The 16,766-nt window shown below is 57.2% G+C and carries 21 protein-coding genes and 1 pseudogene; 19 read left to right on the plus strand and 3 right to left on the minus strand.

Features of this window, described 5'->3' with window-relative positions:
- The 7 genes from BMZ42_RS17010 to BMZ42_RS17035 all read left to right on the plus strand — a co-directional run.
- Positions 1-293: transposase (locus BMZ42_RS17010; RefSeq protein ID WP_139207897.1), on the plus strand; the 293-nt coding region annotated here is incomplete at its 5' end.
- Positions 294-383: 90 nt separating this feature from the next.
- On the plus strand, positions 384-947 hold the full coding sequence (locus BMZ42_RS17015; protein WP_091524923.1) for a polysaccharide biosynthesis/export family protein: 564 nt from the start codon (positions 384-386) through the stop codon (positions 945-947).
- 63 nt (positions 948-1,010) lie between these two features.
- Positions 1,011-2,138 carry a glycosyltransferase family 4 protein gene (locus BMZ42_RS17020; protein WP_091524925.1) on the plus strand — a complete coding sequence of 376 codons (1,128 nt, stop codon included), beginning with the start codon at positions 1,011-1,013 and terminating at the stop codon, positions 2,136-2,138.
- Positions 2,139-2,218: 80 nt separating this feature from the next.
- Complete coding sequence (locus BMZ42_RS17025) at positions 2,219-3,757, plus strand: undecaprenyl-phosphate glucose phosphotransferase (protein ID WP_091524928.1); 1,539 nt, start codon at positions 2,219-2,221, stop codon at positions 3,755-3,757.
- Positions 3,754-4,980, plus strand: coding sequence for an O-antigen ligase family protein (locus BMZ42_RS17030; protein WP_091524930.1), 1,227 nt, complete (start codon positions 3,754-3,756; stop codon positions 4,978-4,980). Before BMZ42_RS17025 ends, BMZ42_RS17030 begins: the two co-directional genes overlap by 4 nt.
- Positions 4,981-5,071: 91 nt before the next feature.
- Positions 5,072-5,227, plus strand: a complete 156-nt coding sequence (locus BMZ42_RS18120) for a hypothetical protein (protein ID WP_175556776.1) — start codon at positions 5,072-5,074, stop codon at positions 5,225-5,227.
- Between the two features lie 265 nt (positions 5,228-5,492).
- Entirely contained in the window at positions 5,493-5,702 is a 210-nt protein-coding gene (locus tag BMZ42_RS17035) for a cold-shock protein (protein ID WP_091524933.1), read from the plus strand.
- A 101-nt stretch (positions 5,703-5,803) separates the two neighbouring features.
- Here BMZ42_RS17035 and BMZ42_RS17040 read toward each other — a convergent pair whose 3' ends face one another.
- Positions 5,804-6,094, minus strand: a complete 291-nt coding sequence (locus BMZ42_RS17040) for a hypothetical protein (protein ID WP_091524936.1) — start codon at positions 6,092-6,094, stop codon at positions 5,804-5,806.
- Positions 6,095-6,953: 859 nt separating this feature from the next.
- Here BMZ42_RS17040 and BMZ42_RS17045 point away from each other — a divergent pair.
- The 10 genes and pseudogenes from BMZ42_RS17045 (at position 6,954) to BMZ42_RS18350 (ending at position 15,114) form a co-directional block, all read left to right on the plus strand.
- Positions 6,954-8,276, plus strand: a complete 1,323-nt coding sequence (locus BMZ42_RS17045) for a site-specific integrase (protein ID WP_091524939.1) — start codon at positions 6,954-6,956, stop codon at positions 8,274-8,276.
- Positions 8,277-8,377: 101 nt separating this feature from the next.
- The gene (locus tag BMZ42_RS17845; RefSeq protein ID WP_139207985.1) at positions 8,378-9,865 is read left to right on the plus strand and encodes a hypothetical protein; all 1,488 of its coding nucleotides are present in this window, start codon (positions 8,378-8,380) and stop codon (positions 9,863-9,865) included.
- A gap of 100 nt (positions 9,866-9,965) precedes the next feature.
- Positions 9,966-10,148: a helix-turn-helix transcriptional regulator gene (locus BMZ42_RS18340; protein ID WP_280139885.1), complete on the plus strand. Its 183-nt coding sequence runs from the start codon at positions 9,966-9,968 to the stop codon at positions 10,146-10,148.
- 10 nt (positions 10,149-10,158) lie between these two features.
- The gene (locus BMZ42_RS17060; protein WP_091524945.1) at positions 10,159-10,362 is read left to right on the plus strand and encodes a hypothetical protein; all 204 of its coding nucleotides are present in this window, start codon (positions 10,159-10,161) and stop codon (positions 10,360-10,362) included.
- Positions 10,362-11,237 (plus strand): ParB/RepB/Spo0J family partition protein, encoded by an 876-nt coding sequence (locus BMZ42_RS17065; RefSeq protein WP_091524947.1) that lies wholly within the window; start codon positions 10,362-10,364, stop codon positions 11,235-11,237. Before BMZ42_RS17060 ends, BMZ42_RS17065 begins: the two co-directional genes overlap by 1 nt.
- Positions 11,234-11,728, plus strand: coding sequence for a YdaU family protein (locus tag BMZ42_RS17070; RefSeq protein ID WP_091524949.1), 495 nt, complete (start codon positions 11,234-11,236; stop codon positions 11,726-11,728). Before BMZ42_RS17065 ends, BMZ42_RS17070 begins: the two co-directional genes overlap by 4 nt.
- Positions 11,725-13,212, plus strand: coding sequence for a DEAD/DEAH box helicase (locus BMZ42_RS17075; protein WP_091524952.1), 1,488 nt, complete (start codon positions 11,725-11,727; stop codon positions 13,210-13,212). The genes BMZ42_RS17070 and BMZ42_RS17075 overlap by 4 nt, the downstream gene beginning before the upstream one ends.
- Positions 13,202-13,387, plus strand: a pseudogene (locus BMZ42_RS18425) (primase-helicase zinc-binding domain-containing protein); the annotation flags it as partial. The gene BMZ42_RS17075 and the pseudogene BMZ42_RS18425, both read left to right, overlap by 11 nt.
- Positions 13,388-13,444: 57 nt before the next feature.
- Positions 13,445-14,158, plus strand: a complete 714-nt coding sequence (locus tag BMZ42_RS17080; protein WP_244523318.1) for a DUF7146 domain-containing protein — start codon at positions 13,445-13,447, stop codon at positions 14,156-14,158.
- On the plus strand, positions 14,155-15,114 hold the full coding sequence (locus BMZ42_RS18350) for a winged helix-turn-helix domain-containing protein (protein ID WP_244523316.1): 960 nt from the start codon (positions 14,155-14,157) through the stop codon (positions 15,112-15,114). Before BMZ42_RS17080 ends, BMZ42_RS18350 begins: the two co-directional genes overlap by 4 nt.
- A gap of 24 nt (positions 15,115-15,138) precedes the next feature.
- Here BMZ42_RS18350 and BMZ42_RS17090 read toward each other — a convergent pair whose 3' ends face one another.
- Both BMZ42_RS17090 and BMZ42_RS17095 read right to left on the minus strand, forming a co-directional pair.
- Positions 15,139-15,525: a hypothetical protein gene (locus BMZ42_RS17090; protein ID WP_210185239.1), complete on the minus strand. Its 387-nt coding sequence runs from the start codon at positions 15,523-15,525 to the stop codon at positions 15,139-15,141.
- Positions 15,526-15,536: 11 nt separating this feature from the next.
- Positions 15,537-15,839 (minus strand): hypothetical protein, encoded by a 303-nt coding sequence (locus tag BMZ42_RS17095; RefSeq protein ID WP_091524959.1) that lies wholly within the window; start codon positions 15,837-15,839, stop codon positions 15,537-15,539.
- Between the two features lie 268 nt (positions 15,840-16,107).
- Between BMZ42_RS17095 and BMZ42_RS18125 the strand changes: the two genes are divergently transcribed.
- Together BMZ42_RS18125 and BMZ42_RS17100 are read left to right on the plus strand one after the other, a co-directional pair.
- A complete protein-coding gene (locus tag BMZ42_RS18125; RefSeq protein WP_175556777.1) occupies positions 16,108-16,263 on the plus strand; it encodes a plasmid mobilization protein in 156 nt (51 codons plus the stop codon).
- Positions 16,260-16,766 (plus strand): hypothetical protein (locus BMZ42_RS17100; protein ID WP_139207918.1); only part of this gene is annotated, 507 nt, incomplete at its 3' end. The genes BMZ42_RS18125 and BMZ42_RS17100, both read left to right, overlap by 4 nt.

A 16,766-nucleotide genomic window follows, 5' to 3' on the forward strand; every position in this document is an offset into this window, starting at 1 on the left:
CCTTGCTTGATGAACTTCCCAGGGCCAAATGGCTGCTGGCCGACCGTGGCTATGATGCCGACTGGTATCGTGACGCTTTACAGGCCAAGGGGATCACTCCCTGCATTCCGGGTCGCAAATCCCGCAACAAGGCCATCAAATACGACAAACGCCGCTACAAGCGGCGCAACCGGATCGAGATAATGTTCGGGCGTCTCAAAGACTGGCGGCGTGTCGCGACGCGCTATGACAGGTGCCCAATGGCCTTCCTCTCCGCAATCGCTCTCGCGGCTACCGTTATCTTCTGGCTCTGATCAACGAGTCCTGAGCCTAACAGGTGGATAACGAGCCAACAGATCAGCAGCACTCAATCGCGCTGGTCCTGCAAAGGTGATTGCTTGCACATGACAAGAAAGTTCGCAGCTTTACTGGTGTTTTCCGCTGCCCTCGCGGTTGCCGGCTGCTCGAGCTATCGTCCGGCTCCGCCAGCTTTTCATGAAGCCATCAATCAGCCTTATGTGCTCGATGCCGGCGACCGTATCCGTGTCACCGTTTTCGAACAGGAATCCTTGAGCAACGTCTACGCGATCGATCAGTCCGGCTACATTGCTTTTCCGCTTGTCGGCTCTGTTGCTGCCCGCGGCTATACTGTCCAGCAGATCGAAAAGCAGATCGCCCAGAAGCTGCGCAATGGCTATCTGCGCGATCCTGACGTATCCGTCGAGGTCGACCGATATCGTCCTATTTTCGTGATGGGTGAAGTCGGCGCGGCCGGCCAGTATTCCTACGTTCCGGGCATGACGATCCATAAAGCCGTCGCTGCCGCCGGCGGGTTTTCGCCTCGCGCCAACCAGGCCAATGTCGACGTCACGCGTCAGATCAACGGAGAGGTCATTACGGGCACAGTCGAAACTTCCGATCCACTCCTGCCCGGCGATACCGTGTATGTGCGCGAACGGTTTTTCTGAGGCTCACCCTTACGGGCGCTTGCCAACGATCAACCACACGGATGACTGGCGGTCTACAAAGCCGTGACCCGTCCTTTGCGCATCGTTCATTGTTTCAGATCACCTGTTGGAGGCGTTTTCAGGCATGTGCGCGATCTCATTGCAGCGCAGGCTGATGCTGGCCATCAGGTGGGGATCATCTGCGATTCGGCGACGGACGGGTCTTTGGAGAGCAGGTATTTCGCAGAAATAGAGCATGCGCTCGCGCTGGGAATGCACCGATTGAGCATCGATCGCCGGATTGCGCTCTCGGACGTTCCAGCGGGCTGGCGCACTTACAATCTGCTCAAGGAATTGCAGCCGGACATACTGCATGGGCACGGCGCCAAGGGTGGCGCCCTCGCCCGCACGTTTGGCTCACTGTTGCGGGTCTTCAGGTATCGCGTAGCCCGCGTTTATTCTCCTCACGGCGGTGTGCTGCACTATGACGCCGCCACGGCCAGAGGAAAGCTGCTCTTCGGGATCGAGAAAGCGCTTTGCAGTTTTACCGACCGATTGCTCTTCGTGTCGGATTTTGAGCGTCGGGTCTTCCGCGCAAAGATCGGCGGAGCCAATGTGCCTGCAACTGTCGTCTACAACGGTGTCAGTGAGGCGGAGTTCGAACCGGTGGTCACGTCACCAAACGCCGCCGACCTTCTGTTTATCGGAATGTTTCGCGACCTGAAGGGTCCGGACATCTTCATCGACGCCGTTTCAATCGCAACTCAGCTCCTCAGCAGGCCGGTCACTGCGGTGATGGTCGGACACGGTCATGACCAATCGACATACAGGACACAGGTCGCCAATCTGGGCCTGAACGACACTGTCCGCTTCTTGCCGCCTATGCCCGCCCGCGAAGCGTTCGCGCTGGCAAAAATCGTCGTGGTTCCCTCCCGAGCTGAGGCGATGCCCTATATCGTGCTCGAGGCACTTTCCGCAAAAAAGCCTGTCATTGCGACCGCCGTCGGCGGAATACCCGAAATATTCGAACCAGGCTCCACCGCACTGACCAATGCCAATCCACAGGATCTGGGCAGAAGCATCTTCACAGCACTTCAAGACGAGCACTTGTTTTCAGCACAAATGCCGGATCAGGCGGATCTTCAGGCCCGTTTCAGCACTGCCACGATGGCGCACGAGATCGAGACCGCCTATCGTCGCGCACTCGAATGATCCCCGCTCAAGATCCGAACCTGCCGTCAATGTTTCCTTAGCGGCTTCTTGATAAGCAGAAATGAATCTGGATTTCTGCAATGTCAAAGAAGAAACCTGCGCATCAGTTTACCGTCGACGCAGTTCGCACGTTCGACGACAACGGTGAAGCGCACCATGCGTCATCGGCACTGAATGCCAATGCCCGCAAGATCGCTTCGCAATACCGCCGAGATACCATGTCTCCGGTCATGGTCAGCGGTGTGCTTCGTGTCGTCGAATTTCTCATACTGTGCCTGTCGGGCACCGCAATATTCATCGGTTATGTCGGCACAGCCGGCGCTCCGCCAGCCTACTATGCAGCGCTCATTCTCCTGGGCTCTGCAACCACTGTGGCAGCACTGGAGGTCGCGAACGCATATCAGATCCCGCGATTGCGGCAGCCTGTCTTCACAATCGGCACGGTCGTGGCAATCTGGCTCGGCGTACTGGCGCTGATGTCGCTGGCCGGATTTTTCCTGAAGATCGCTGACGATCTTTCCCGTGTCTGGCTGGGCTCCTGGTTTTTGACTGCGTTGGTCCTGCTGGTCTCGCTGCGCCTTGTGATGGCCCGCCTGATCCGGCGCTGGTCACGTAACGGTTCGATGGAACGACGCGCCGTGATCGTTGGCGGCGGAGAGGCTGCCGAAAAGCTCATCCGCGCCATCGAGCAGGAGCCGTACAACGATATTCGTATTTGCGGGATCTTTGACGATCGCGACAATCGCCGCTCGCCGCCGATTGTTGCCGGCTACCCGAAGCTCGGCAATATCAGCGAACTCATCGAATTCGCACGCATCGCGCGCATCGACATGCTGATCGTGTCTCTGCCAATAACCGCGGAAACACGCGTCTTGTCTCTGCTCAAGAAGCTGTGGGTTCTGCCGATAGACATACGCCTGTCTGCTCACGCCAATCAGCTGCGCTTTCGCCCCCGTGCCTACTCGTTCATCGGCTCGGTTCCGATGCTCGACATCTTCGACAAGCCGATCAATGGCTGGGATTCCGTCGCGAAGCGCGCCTTTGACATCGTCTTCAGCATCCTGGGCATCATCGTATTCTCGCCGGTCATGCTGGCGACGGCCATCGCAATCAAGCTCGACAGCGCTGGACCGGTTCTGTTCAAACAGAAACGCCATGGCTTCAACAATGAAACCATCGAGGTCTATAAATTCCGCTCAATGTATGTTGACCAGTGTGACCCCACTGCCAAGAATGCTGTGACCAAAAACGATCCCCGCGTCACACGCGTTGGACGTTTCATCCGCAAAACTTCGATCGACGAGTTGCCGCAATTCTTCAACGCGCTGAAGGGAAACCTCTCGCTCGTCGGGCCGCGCCCACATGCACTCAGTGCCCAGACCCACAACCTGCTCTATCATGAGATCGTTGATGGCTATTTCGCCCGCCATCGGGTCAAGCCTGGCGTGACCGGCTGGGCGCAAATCAATGGCTGGCGTGGCGAGATCGACAGTGACGACAAGATTCGGACCCGGACGGAGTACGACCTCCACTACATCGAGAACTGGTCCTTGTGGTTTGATCTGAAGATCCTGTTTCTGACGCCAGTCAAGCTGCTCAACTCGGGGAACGCCTATTGAGCACATTGGCTCGAACCGGACTGCCCAGACACGCCGTCCAGGCCAAGGCGCTTTCACTTGTCGCTGGGGCTGCATTGATGCTCGGCGTGTTCCTGCAGGGCTTCGTCATCAACGAGCCTGCACCCTATGAACTGTTCATGTCGGGCCTGATTGCGGTATGGGGTGTCAGCGCTTTGCGGATATCCCGCCTTGTCGCCCTCCTGCTTGCGCTGTTGGTCCTGTTCAACCTCGGCGGCCTGTTGTCGATGCTGCAGATGGGCGATCTCTACGAAACGCCACTCTATCTCGCCGTCTCGTTATTTCTTGCCTTCACCGCGGTATTTTTCGCAGCCATCCTAGAGGCAGATTCAGAACGCTATGCGCTGATCTTCAATGCCCTGACTGCGGCAGCCCTGGTAACGGGCATGCTCGGAATTGCAGGTTATTTCGGCCTGTTCCCCGGAGCGGAAATGTTCACCCGTTTCGACCGTGCCATGGGCGCATTCGGCGACCCCAACGTGTTTGGTCCCTTTCTCACGTTGCCGGCAATCTTCATGCTCCACAGGCTGCTCACCGCCAATTCGGTCAGGGTGCCCCTCTACGCAGGCGCATTCATCATTCTGACGGCAGCAATCTTTCTGTCGTTCTCACGCGGCGCATGGGGCCTGTTTGGCCTCAGTGCAATTGCTCTGACGCTTTGCCTCTACCTTCAGTCGGCGAGCAACCTGCTTCGCCTGCGGCTGACCATCCTCAGCATGCTGGCCATTGTACTCCTTTCTGGCGCAATACTGGTTGCACTGCAGATGCCCGGCGTCTCCGATTTCTTTTCGCAGCGCGCGCGCCTGGTCCAGGACTATGACGGCGGTCATCTGGGCCGCTTCGCGCGCTATGCCGTGGGGCTGCAGCTTGCTACCGAACATCCTCTGGGTATCGGCCCATTGAACTTCGGACGCTTGTATGGAGAAGACACCCACAACATCTGGCTGAAAGCCCTCATGGACTATGGCTGGCTTGGTTTTGCGGCGTTTACCCTTATCGTCGGAGCGACGCTCGCCGGTGGTTTGCGTATCCTGTTTCGCGACCGCCCATGGCAGCCCTATCTCCTTTGCGCCTATATCGTTTTCGCGGGTCACATCGCGCTTGGCACGGTCATCGACATGGACCATTGGCGGCACTTCTATCTGTTGATAGGTCTCGTCTGGGGTGCCATGGCGCTGGAGATCAAACAACAGCGGCGGCTGTGATCTCAGCAGCCCAGAACTACGCCGGACAGCCATCCCCTTGATTATCAAATAAAAAACACCACATATTATTAGCAATGTGGAGATTTTTATGATGACTGAACCCAAGCATGAGAAAAGAGAAAGCAGAGACGAACGTGCTGATCGTGTCGCGCGAGAGCTGATCAACGCCGAACGCACTGAACGAGACAAGAAGACTGCGCGCCTGCGCGCCATTCGACTGAGCATGGCAACAGGCGTCGAAGCGTAAGCTTGTTCACGTCCGCCGGATGCTTGCATGGCCTCCGCGACTTTCAGACGGAAATCGTCCCCTACTCGCCTCAGCGGCATCGAGATATCTGCAAGGCATGGCCTTGTAATCCGCGCCATAGCCTTCTATGTGTGCGAGATCGAACTTGCTAACGAACTTCAATTGCCAACCGGCGATTATCCTACGAGCTTCTTTTTCAAATTCGACAACGAACGTTCGACATTTCGTCGGGCGCCATACATTTCCTATTTGAAAGGGATGCGTAATGACTATCGGAACCGTGAAGTTCTTCAACGAAACCAAGGGCTATGGCTTTATCGCTCCAGACGAAGGTGGCGATGACGTGTTCGTCCACATCTCCGCTGTTGAGCGCGCAGGAATGCGTACGCTCGTAGAAGGCCAGAAGATCAGCTTCGAGGCCGTCCTTGACAAGCGCAAGGGCAAGAGCGCTGCTGAGAACCTTCAGCAGGCTTAATATTAACGTCAGATACAGAAAAGGCCGGGATTTCCCGGCCTTTTTTGTTTTCCTCGAATTTCCTTCAACGATGTCCGACACGCGCGATTGTCGATGCATCCTCAGTGGATGGTGAAAGCGTCACCTTCCTCTTCATCGTCTGGGAAACCCTCTTCCAGATAGACCCTTACACCGTGCTCGGCGATGGCATCCAGGACCTCCTGTAGCGCTGCCTGCTCGCTGTCGAAACGATCCTCATAAATCGTCGCCGCATCGTCTTCGTCGACGACCTCGAGAATCCAGCCCTCCTCGCCTTCGATGCGGTAGATTTCAATTTCTATGAATGTACCGTCGCCCTCGATGCGCCGAGACAAGGTGGAAGGAATGATGTTCGGTTCATTGTCGTTTGTCATGATCGGGACTGTAGCCTCCTCAATCATCCGAGCAAAGATACCCCGCCAAAAAAGATAGTACGGCGCTCTGGATCCCGTGCGATCGTCGCCAAGCTTTTCCTGTCAGAATGCAGATCGGAGCGGTCGCGCGTCAGGAGAGCCACGGCACGGTCAGCGCAGCCACCAGCAGCCCCAGAATGGCGACGACGATGAATTCACCGAGGTAGTCCGTCATTGCAAGCCCCTCCCAAGGCTCAGGTCAAGCACAGCACCATCGCTGCCTGCTCGAGAACGCCAGACACCAAATGCGCCGAATTCTGAGCTCTAGCGGGTTCGGCAGCGCAACAGCTAACCATCCAGAACCGAAGTTAGTACAAAATGTCGCACCGCGCTATATGGAAACAGAGATATTTTAGGCAAGGACATCCCGTCGGTGAAGCATATCTCGCGAAAATGCGGACCGGTTTCGGGACAAGACGTGCATCATCACAAGGGATTGAAGCGCAGCGAGAGAAACTGAAAGATCGCGGCACGCTTTCGTAGATCGCCACGCTATGCTCGCCGGAACAAGACAGAACTCAGACCATGGGACTCCGGACGAGCGAAACGCCCATTCGGTGGCATGCCAGGGAAGAGATGAGTTCTTATTCTGAAACGGTAGCAATTTCAGAAAGTTACTGGTCGGAGCGGCGGGATTCGAACCCACGACCCCTTGACCCCCAGTCAAACGGCCAGACTTTCGTTCTCTTTCCGTTCATTGCCCCTGATTTCCACAACTATATGTTCTTCAACGCTTTCGTTGTATGGTGTTTCCGCACGTTTCGCGTAGCTTCCTTTTCGGGGGTGCCCTGGGGGTGCCCCAGCATCTTATGAGTCGGAAATGTCAGAGGCAGCAAAGACGATTAGGATTACGAAGCGTGTCGTTGACGCGATCAAGCCTGACGGCTCGGATTTCTATGTCTTCGACAGCGAGCTGATTGGCTTCGGCGTCCGCGTCCGCAAGACGGGGGCGATGTCCTACATCGTCCGATACCGTTCAGGCTTTGGGCGAAGTGCGCCTGTGCGCCGGGTAACTGTCGCGAAAGTTGGCAAGGTGACACCGGAACAGGCCCGCGAATCCGCGAAGGGTATTCTGGCCTCTGTCGTGAATGGCAAGGACCCTGCCAGGGACCGCGCGGATGAGAGATCAGCCCCCACCTTTTCCCAATTGACTGAACGCTTCCTTGAGCACGTCGAGGCAACCCGCAAGCCAAACACGCTAGCTCAATACAAGCACATGCTGAACACTTATGCCGTGCCGGAGTTTGGCACCCGAAAAGCGGCAGCTGTAGCAGCTTCCGATATCGCCAGCCTGCATCTCTCCTTGCGGAAGAAAAGCACCACAGCGAACCGCGTTCGCGCAATCGTGGGCGCAATGTATTCCTGGGCGATAAAGACGAAGGTGCTGGCAATCTCCGACAATCCAGTCACCGGGGTGGAGCGCTACAGAGAGGATAATCGCGAGCGCTTCCTGACCAGCGAGGAAATCAGCCGCCTTGCCGAGGCAATTCGAGAAGGCGAGACGGATGGTATTCCTTGGCAGCCTGACCCCAGCAAAAAGACGAAGCATGCACCCAAGGCCGAAAATCGGCGCACGAAAATCGACCCAAACGCTGCGGCGGCCATCCGATTGCTGTTGCTCACGGGTGCACGCTTGCGCGAAATCCTTCATCTCAAGTGGGCGCATGTCGATTTTGAACGCGGCCTGCTTCTGCTCCCGGATTCGAAGACCGGAAGAAAAACGATCATTCTCAACGCCCCTGCCCTCGCCATTCTGAATGATTTGAAGCGCATAGGGGTTTACGTCATCGCCGGGGAAACAGCCGGCACCAAGGGCGAGAAGCCCCGAGCGGATCTAAAGCGACCTTGGGCGCTCGTGACCAAGCGGGCTGGCCTTGAAGGACTGCGCATTCACGATCTGCGACATAGCTTTGCCAGCTTCGGTGCTGGTGGTGGCATGGGGCTTCCAATCATCGGCAAGCTTCTCGGGCACACCCAAGCCGCGACAACGCAACGCTATGCGCATCTTGATGCCGATCCGTTGCGCAAGGCATCCAATGCGATCGGCGCAACGATTGCCGCGGCGATGAGAGAGCGGCGCAAGGACAGCGACGAACCTGAAGCGGTGGCAGAGATCATCCCGCTTCATCGAAAGGATGCCTGAACGGGCAACAGCTGTCGTGGGATAGGCCGGCCAGCTGACAAGTCGGAGTGCACCTCCCGATTTCCCACGACTTAAGGAGGTGCATCGCGAAAGGTGCGGCGATGGCGAATGAGGATATCAAGTTTTGGAGTGACCCGAGTAGGTGGCCACGCGATACCAATGATTATGTCTTTATCTGCCAAGCGGTCTTGATCGTAGGAAAAGCAATCTTTGGAGATGAGTGGACCGGTGATGAGCCGATTACGCCACCTCCGTTTTATTTTTGGACTGGTGCGCCGAATGGATTGCGACCTCTCGTCCAGTCTGAAGCTTCCCAACAACAAAAAGTCCAGATGCACCGCCTGTTGATGACGCATTCCCCGCAATTCAAACGCGAGCCCATCCGGTATGGCAGATGGGGTCCGCCGTCTATTCAGTTTAGGCATGAAGAATGTTCAGCCGGTCTTCAGATTGCAAATGACATCGACGCCAGCCACGCGCTCCGTCGAGATAGATTCACGAGAGCGCAATGGTTTCTTGTTTCAGCATTATCGGAGGGTCACCTTGCCTCAAGACTTCGTCCTATTCGCGGGGGTGCATTTAGTGACGATCTCCCCTCATCAATCTGGAATGGTGAAGACTTTTCAGCGCGCTTCTTTTGGGGACAGATGAACCCATCATCTCCGTTTGGGGTAGGAGTCGGAGGTGATCGGCATCAGTATATTTTCGTGTCTCGAGAACAGCTGACTGCGCTGTTGAAAATAGACGGAAAGCCAACAGACCCTTCACCTCAGTCCGAAGGGCCGATCCTGCAGCCCGATGCATTCTCCCGATTTGACAGCATTGTAATGGACCAAGACCCCATGGGGATGTCGCAATGGTCACTCGGCATAGCGATGCTCTGGATTACCTACAGGTCGGCAGAGAGGATGAGAATGCGCGTGGGGAATCTTGACATGCTGCTTGTTAGTGATGGGGCTGGCACCCCCCGTGAGGTTACAGCGGCACGGCGCGACCTGTTGAACGCAATGCAGGATGGCAGAGTAGTCGCCACTGCCACGCCAATTTCCGGCATCAACGATGGAAGGGTATTCCGCGAAAGACACCGCGAGACGAGCGCCACAGAGTGGAAGCCGTTGGATAGTCAGAGGATATGGACATTACAAGACCGAGATGGCATGCGGCACCTCGTTTGGCTAGGTGGCGACCAATACTTTGATGATGTCCGCGTCAACCGTGCATCTGTAATGAACGAATGGCCAGCTATTGGTCAGGCCGATGCAGCAAAAAACGAACTCGACCCTCAAGATCACCTCCCCTCCGAGCCACCCTTCCCCATCTTATTGCCAGGCTCGGTGCCCGCCATGCGTCGCACGGTGAAGGCCGCCCAGCGATTTATGAGAGATCATGGCTTTCAAACGCTGACCAAGGCTGAAGCGGAAGAACAGATACTCAAGGTGCTTCATGCCGGCACGCAAGTACTTCGCAGAGAGGTAGTGAGCGAAATATCTAGCGACGGCAAACGACGACCTCAAGCGAGTTTAGCCAATAGGGACAAAGAGTTAGCTGATTGTCGTGAGTTTCTTACCAACGACGATCAACGAGATTAGCCGACGAGATTAGGTCAGTTCATCTTCGATCCTGCCACCCCGCGCAAATGCGGATAATGCAAAGCAAGGATCTAACATGAACAGCAACAATACTCGCCAGATGCTCCGTACACCTGAGGCCGCGCAGTATCTTGGTATCTCCGCCAGCACTATGAATAAGCTGCGCGTTTACGGAGATGGCCCAGCATTTGTGAAGCTCGGCCGAACCGTCGTCTATGACCCTGTCGACTTGAACGACTGGCTTCGCACCAATCGCCGTACCTCCACCTCCGTAGCGGCTTAGGGGGTGGATCATGACCGCAAACAAATACGCCGCCCCGACTGGCATCGGGAGCGGCGAGGTAGTTCAAAAAGCTGTAGCAGCTGAAAACTACCTCAACCCGATCGACATTTCCAGCTTTGATTTCGCGGCACGCATTGTTGCTGCGCGTCACCGTCTGCATATCGCGACCGCACGCGAGATCTGCAGGCTTGCCCAGATCGGAGGGCTCGCCTGATGGAGATTCACCGCGTTCCAATCGAAAGCATTCATCACCGCCAGGATGCTCGCCCACGCAGCGACGGTGCATTGGCTGAGCTTGGTAGCTCCATTGACAAGATCGGTCTCATCAATCCGATCCGCGTCCGGATGGTTAGCGATGGCTACGAAGTCGTTGCCGGCTCGCATCGTCTTCAGGCAATCGACTCGCTTGGGTGGCGTGAAGTTCCCTGCATTGTCACGACCGATGACGACATTGCCGCCGAACTGGCGATGATCGATGAGAACTTGTGCCGCGCTGAACTGTCGCCAGCAGACAGGGCCAAACAGACCGCGCGGCGCAAAGCGATCTATCTCGAACTGCATCCGGAGACCGCGCAACATGTCGCCGGTGGCAAAGCGCGGCAGGAAACAGCAAGCGACAAGTTGTCGTTTGCTGCCGCGACTGCCGAAGTGACGGGGCGCGATCAACGTACAGTGCAGCGTGACGCCGAGCGTGGCGAGAAGGTGATTGACGAGGTGCTGGACATGATCCGAGGCACCAAGCTCGATACCGGCACTTATCTCGACAAGATCAAGCTCCTCCCGCCGAGCGAACAGGTGGTAGCCGCCAAGCGCGACTTGGTGCTGCCCCAGCCAACAGGCCGATCGAACTTTGGCAGAGACGTTAAAGTGGGTGGCATCGCTGCCCGCTTCGCGTCGGCGGATACCTCTTCGCCGCAGCCCATCCCATCGAAGATTTTCGAGCGGTTTGTGTCGTTGGCCGATGAGATCGAGGCCCTACCGATCCCTGAACTGCTCCACGCGGCCGGCCGCCAGCGTTCCGTTCTCGGACAGCGCGCCTCGGGCCTTGCTGACCGGATGAGCGAGATCATGGAGGCTTTAGATCAATGAGTTTGATGGCCTGGATGCCTCTCTACGTAGGCGATTATCGCGCGGACACGACCCATCTAAGCGCCGCGCAGCACGGAGCATATCTGCTTCTCATCATGCACTATTGGCAGCAGGGAGCGGTTCCCGATGACGATGAGCAGTTGGCGCGCATCGCGTGCATGACGCTCGCGGAATGGCGGCGCAATCGGTCGATTATCCGCGCTTTCTTTGGCGATGGCTGGCATCACCGCCGCATCGACAGGGAGATGGAAAAGGCTGTTACAGCCTATGAAAAACGATCCCGCGCCGGCCAGAAGGGCAACGCAAAGCGGTGGGCTGATCGTCGCAATGCGATCCCATTGGGATCGCAACCACAACCACAACCACATTCACTACGTGAAGATACTATCCAAGGGGAGCAAAATACCTCTCGGGGTATGGCTCTGGGAGGGGACGGGGTCAGGCTCGCTGTCGTGAATGGTGGCGTCGTCCGCGGGGAGGATGACCTATGAAGTTCACCCTCCTTGATCATCAGGAACGCGCCTTGGACATGCTGCGTCATTCGCTGGCAATCGGTCACAAGCGCCCGATGATCCAGAGCCCCACCGGCAGCGGCAAGACAGTGATCGGCTCTGCCATCGTTGAAGGCGCACTGCGAAAGGGCAACCCGGTCCTGTTCACCGTGCCTTTCCTCTCCCTGGTCGATCAGACAGTCGAGCGATTTGCGGAACAAGGCATCGATAGCGTCGGCGTCATCCAGGGTTATCATCCGGCGACAGATGCTGCGCAGCCAGTGCAGGTGGCAAGCATTCAGACGTTGATGCGCCGCAAGCTTCCTCGTGCTGGCATCGTTCTCGTTGATGAAGCGCACCGGTGGTTCGATTTCTACGGCACGTGGATGAAAATGCCCGAATGGCAGAATGTCCCGTTCGTCGGTCTATCTGCCACTCCGTGGACCAAGGGTCTTGGCAAGCACTACGACGACCTGTTGATCCCGACGACAACGAAGGCGCTCATCTCTCAAGGCTTCCTGTCACCTTTCAGGGTATTCGCACCCGCGCATCCTGATCTGACGAATGTGCGCGACGTAGCTGGAGACTATCACGAGGGTCAGTTGTCTGAAGCGATGAGCCAGCCGGTCCTAATCGCAGACACGGTTGCGACCTGGTTGCGGCTTGGAGAGGATCGCCCCACGCTGTGCTTTGCCGTCGATCGTGCTCACGCCCGCAAGCTTGCCGATCAGTTCGAAGCGGCTGGCGTGCCAACCGGCTACGTCGACATGGATACGCCCCCCGAAGAGCGCGTCCAGATTGGTGAGCGGCTGAAACATGGTCAGATCAAGGTCGTGTGCAACGTCTTTACGCTGACCACCGGCGTTGATTGGGACGTGCGCTGCATCATCCTTGCCCGACCGACGAAATCTGAAACCCTGTTCACCCAGATCATCGGGCGCGGCTTGCGCACGGCTCCCGGCAAGGCCGACTGCCTCATCTTGGACCACAGCGACACGACGCTTCGCCTCGGTTTCGTAGACGACATACATCACGACCATCTCGACACAGGTGCACGGAATAAGAGCAAGGCCACCACCAAGGAGCGCGATGCTCCTTTGCCGAAAGAATGCTCAGCCTGCTCGCGTCTGAAGCCCGCAGGTGTCCGCAAATGCCCGTCATGCGGTTTCGAGCCCGAGCGCCAGTCGCAGATCGAAGAACTGCAGGGTGAGCTGATCCCACTGAAAGGCAAGCGAAAGAATAGCCGAGAGGCGACGCCCGAAGAAAAGCAACAGTTCTACTCGATGCTGGTTTGGCTTCGCCAGGAGCGCGGCTATGCGCCTGGCTATGTCTCCCACAAGTTCAAAGATCGGTTCGGTGTCTGGCCCCGCAGCATGATCGACCGTGCGGTCGAACCTGACGCGGTTTTTTTGAACTGGGTAAAATCCAAGCAGATCGCATGGGCGAAACGGAGCAAGAAGCAGGAGGTCGCCCATGCAGTATGAGCCAATTTGGGAACGGGCGCGCGGTCGGTGGCCCGGCATTCTGGCTGCGGTTGGCGTCCCAGCGAAGGCGTTGCGAAACAGGCACGGCCCGTGTCCGATGTGCGGTGGCAAAGATCGATTTCGCTTTGACGACAAGGCGGGAAGCGGCTCGTGGATTTGCTCTCAGTGCGGCGCAGGAAACGGAGTGCAGTTCGTCCAGCAGTTCTTGCGAACTGACTTTCGAGGCGCCGCCTTGGAGATCGAAAAGCATATGGATGCAGCCCCGGTTCAGGCAACGCGCCAAGGGCAACGCGCGGACGACGGCAAAACGCGTGAGGCAATGGCGTCCTTGTGGCAGCGAGCCAAGCCTATTTCGATGGACGATGCCGCTGGGCGATATTTGCAACGTCGTCTCAAGCTTGAGAACTTCCCCGGTACGCTGCGCCAAGTCTCCGACGAACGCTATGCAGACGCGGGGCAGCGAGCCACGTGGCACCCGGCAATGATTGCGCGCGTTGATCCGAGTGACATTGCCCGAGACGCAGGTGAACGCGCCGCATTGCATCGAACCTATCTGACGCCGGATGGCTACAAGGCGGCCGTGTCATCGCCGCGCAAGATGATGGGCTCGATGCCCGCCGGCGCCGCAGTTCGCCTGATGCCGCATGGCGATGTGCTGGGAATTGCCGAAGGTATCGAAACCGCATTTGCAGCATCGCAGTTGTTCAGCGTTCCCGTCTGGGCGGCACTGACGGCCGATTTGCTGCAAACGTGGGACCCGCCAGCCTCGGTCAGTACCGTGATGATCTTTGGCGACAACGATGCCAGCCTCACCGGGCAGTCGGCCGCCTTCGGTCTTGGTCGCCGGCTCAAAGCCAAGGGCCTGACGATATCGGTCGAGATCCCCATGCGCGTTGGGACTGACTGGAATGATGTTCTGAATGATCGGCGGGAGCGCGCAGCATGAATGTTCACACCGCGTCCAAATTGGACACTGACAAATTCCGCAAGGTCTATGCCCTCGTGACCGGGGGCGTGACAGAAGGGGAGCGGGCTGCAGCAAAAGCGCGAGCCGAGGTGATGGCCGCGAAAGCCGGAATGACGTTGAAACAAGCTGTGTCCAGTTTGGACAAGATGGAGCCGAAGACGGCTTCGGGTGGCTTCGCCGACTTCTTTAAATCCGATCCGTTCTTCAAAGCTCAGGCTGACGAGCGCGCCCGAAAGGATGCGATCAAACGTGAGAAGGTGCTGAAGCGCTATGGATCGGTTCGAGCTGTTTTCGAGCCTACACCACAGGAATTGGCGCTGCGTGACGCGATTACTCCGATATCGGTGCTGATGCCGTACGCCTGCGTCTCAGGCATCCAGCGGACATACACGGCCGTTCTAGACGGAGAGATGGCCGGCGACTTCATGAAGGGGACCGACCGCGTGAAGGCAGCGGTCTGGTCCGCGATCCCGATGCCGTCCAATTTGGGCGATGCGCTGGACGAGATCAAAGTTTGGAACCAGATCCGGTGGGATCGTGATTTGTTCTCAGGTTATGGCGGGTACCAACCGGATGCTGAGGTCGAGGTCCGCACTCGGCTGATTGAGGACTTCCTGAACACCGAACCAGTGAGGAGCTGGCAGGACATGGAAAGCCGGTTCGCCTGGATATCGTACGAATGGCAAAGCCAATGGCTTGATCCCACCGAACGCGAAGATCCGACGATGGATCGCCTCGAGGCCGACTTCGTCACACTCCGCAACGTCTACGACCGCCCAGCCGCGCCCGTCCAATCTGGACGCCGCACCAACGCTGACAAGCGCGCCGATGTTTTGTCGATGTTGGACGCCAACCCTGATTTATCCGATCGGGAGATTGCTCGCCGCGTTGGTGTCAGCCCGCAGACAGTGAACAACTGGCGTCATCGTAGTTGAACTGACATCCGACGAAATTCGTCGTCAGTCGTTCTCGAATGCGGTGTCGAACATCAAAATATCGCCAAGATGCCAGACCGTGTGCGCTTCCATCAGATTGCCGCGCGCGGTCACTTCGTCCTCAGCAAGTTTCCAGAGATTGCGAGGCTGCTTGCCATCAGCAAAAACCAGATGGACTATTCGCGGCGCAATGTCAGCGATTTCACCGTCCATCGTTTCCATGGAAATGCAGACATCGCTCGTCAGGAGCGCCCAGCCCTCGATTTGCTCCCCCGCAGGGTGGCGGGCCTTAATTTGCACCAGGCGACCGGTGATCGGTGCATCAGCAGATTGGCAAGTAGCAAATGCAGGTGCTGTGAAAAGCGCCAGTGCGACAGTGAAGTATTTCATCACCCCGCCCGCCCCAAGCATGAATGACACCGTCAATTGTTCACGTAGACGTTGATGAAATCGTGATAAATCTCGACATGGATCAGCGGCGTACCATTCAGGATTGCCCGCTTGGCCGATGGAGAAAACGTGCCTCGGTTGAGCATTCGTTCGAGTTTGGCTCGATTTGCCTTGTCGTCAAAGAAAGCATCCGCCTCATCCTCGGGATCGTCGGAGCCGTAGACGTAGAAGTTCGCCCGGTCCTGACGGATGATTGCAGCGGCGCTGTTGAGGCGAGCGCCATTGGAATTGAAATGATCGGCGGCGCTCAGGCGGGCGGTGTAGCTGTCCAGCATCTGCTGAGCCGAAGCAGGGACGAGCGAGCCAACTACAGCGGCAGTTAATAGCAAGGCCCTCAAGTTCTTCCCCTCCCTGAAACCAGATTTGTACCGTGTCGCTAGTTCGTCGTCCAGTAGCCGGTTTGGATGCTACCGGACAATGTCGGACACTAGGGGATGCACCCGGACACTACGTAACTACTTGTTTTTATTAACGTTTATATCTTTCATGCTGATTCTCTCTGTAGTACCATGTGGCTACCGAAAACGAAGCAGGAGAGTCGGCATGGCGGCCCGCAAAACCAAAGACGAGTTGATCCGCGCTCGTGTTTCTCAGGAAGAGAAACGCGTGCTTTTCGAAGCCGCCCACAAATGTGGCATGACCCTTTCAGATTTCCTTCGTGTGACGGCTGAGAAAGCAGCTCGCAAGGTGGCCGCATGATCGATCTTCCGATGATGGGTGCTGCTGGCATCCCCGATCGCACCAGCTACTTCCCACCAGCACCTCAGCAGCAAAGCTCATTTGGCGCCCTCGGCGGCCTTGGTCGCGGCATCGCCAACTTTGCCAACTCCTCGAATGGTAGCGACGTTATCCGCGCAGTGGGGCTGTCTCTCATGTCGAGCCCCCGCAACGCGCCGTTGATGAATATGCCCGATATTCTGAGCGGTCTGCAGACCCAGCGCTTTGATCAACATAAGTACGACGAGGCCCTGAAAGAGCAGGAACGCGAACGTCAGAAGGAAAAGGCGGAACTCGACGCCCTGATCTCCTACGGCACCTCCCTTGGCATTCCTGAAAATGAAATGCGAACGCTTGCTCCGAATGTCACGGTCGGCAAGTTGCGCCTTGAGCAGGCGGCAAGCGAGCGCAACGCAGCCCGCACCCGCGAAGCAAACAACAATGCATTTCGCATCATGAACGGAGGGGATGGCTATACGGCGACC

Origin of the sequence: Aquamicrobium aerolatum DSM 21857 (genome assembly GCF_900113935.1) — a bacterium.
Lineage (GTDB): Bacteria > Pseudomonadota > Alphaproteobacteria > Rhizobiales > Rhizobiaceae > Aerobium > Aerobium aerolatum.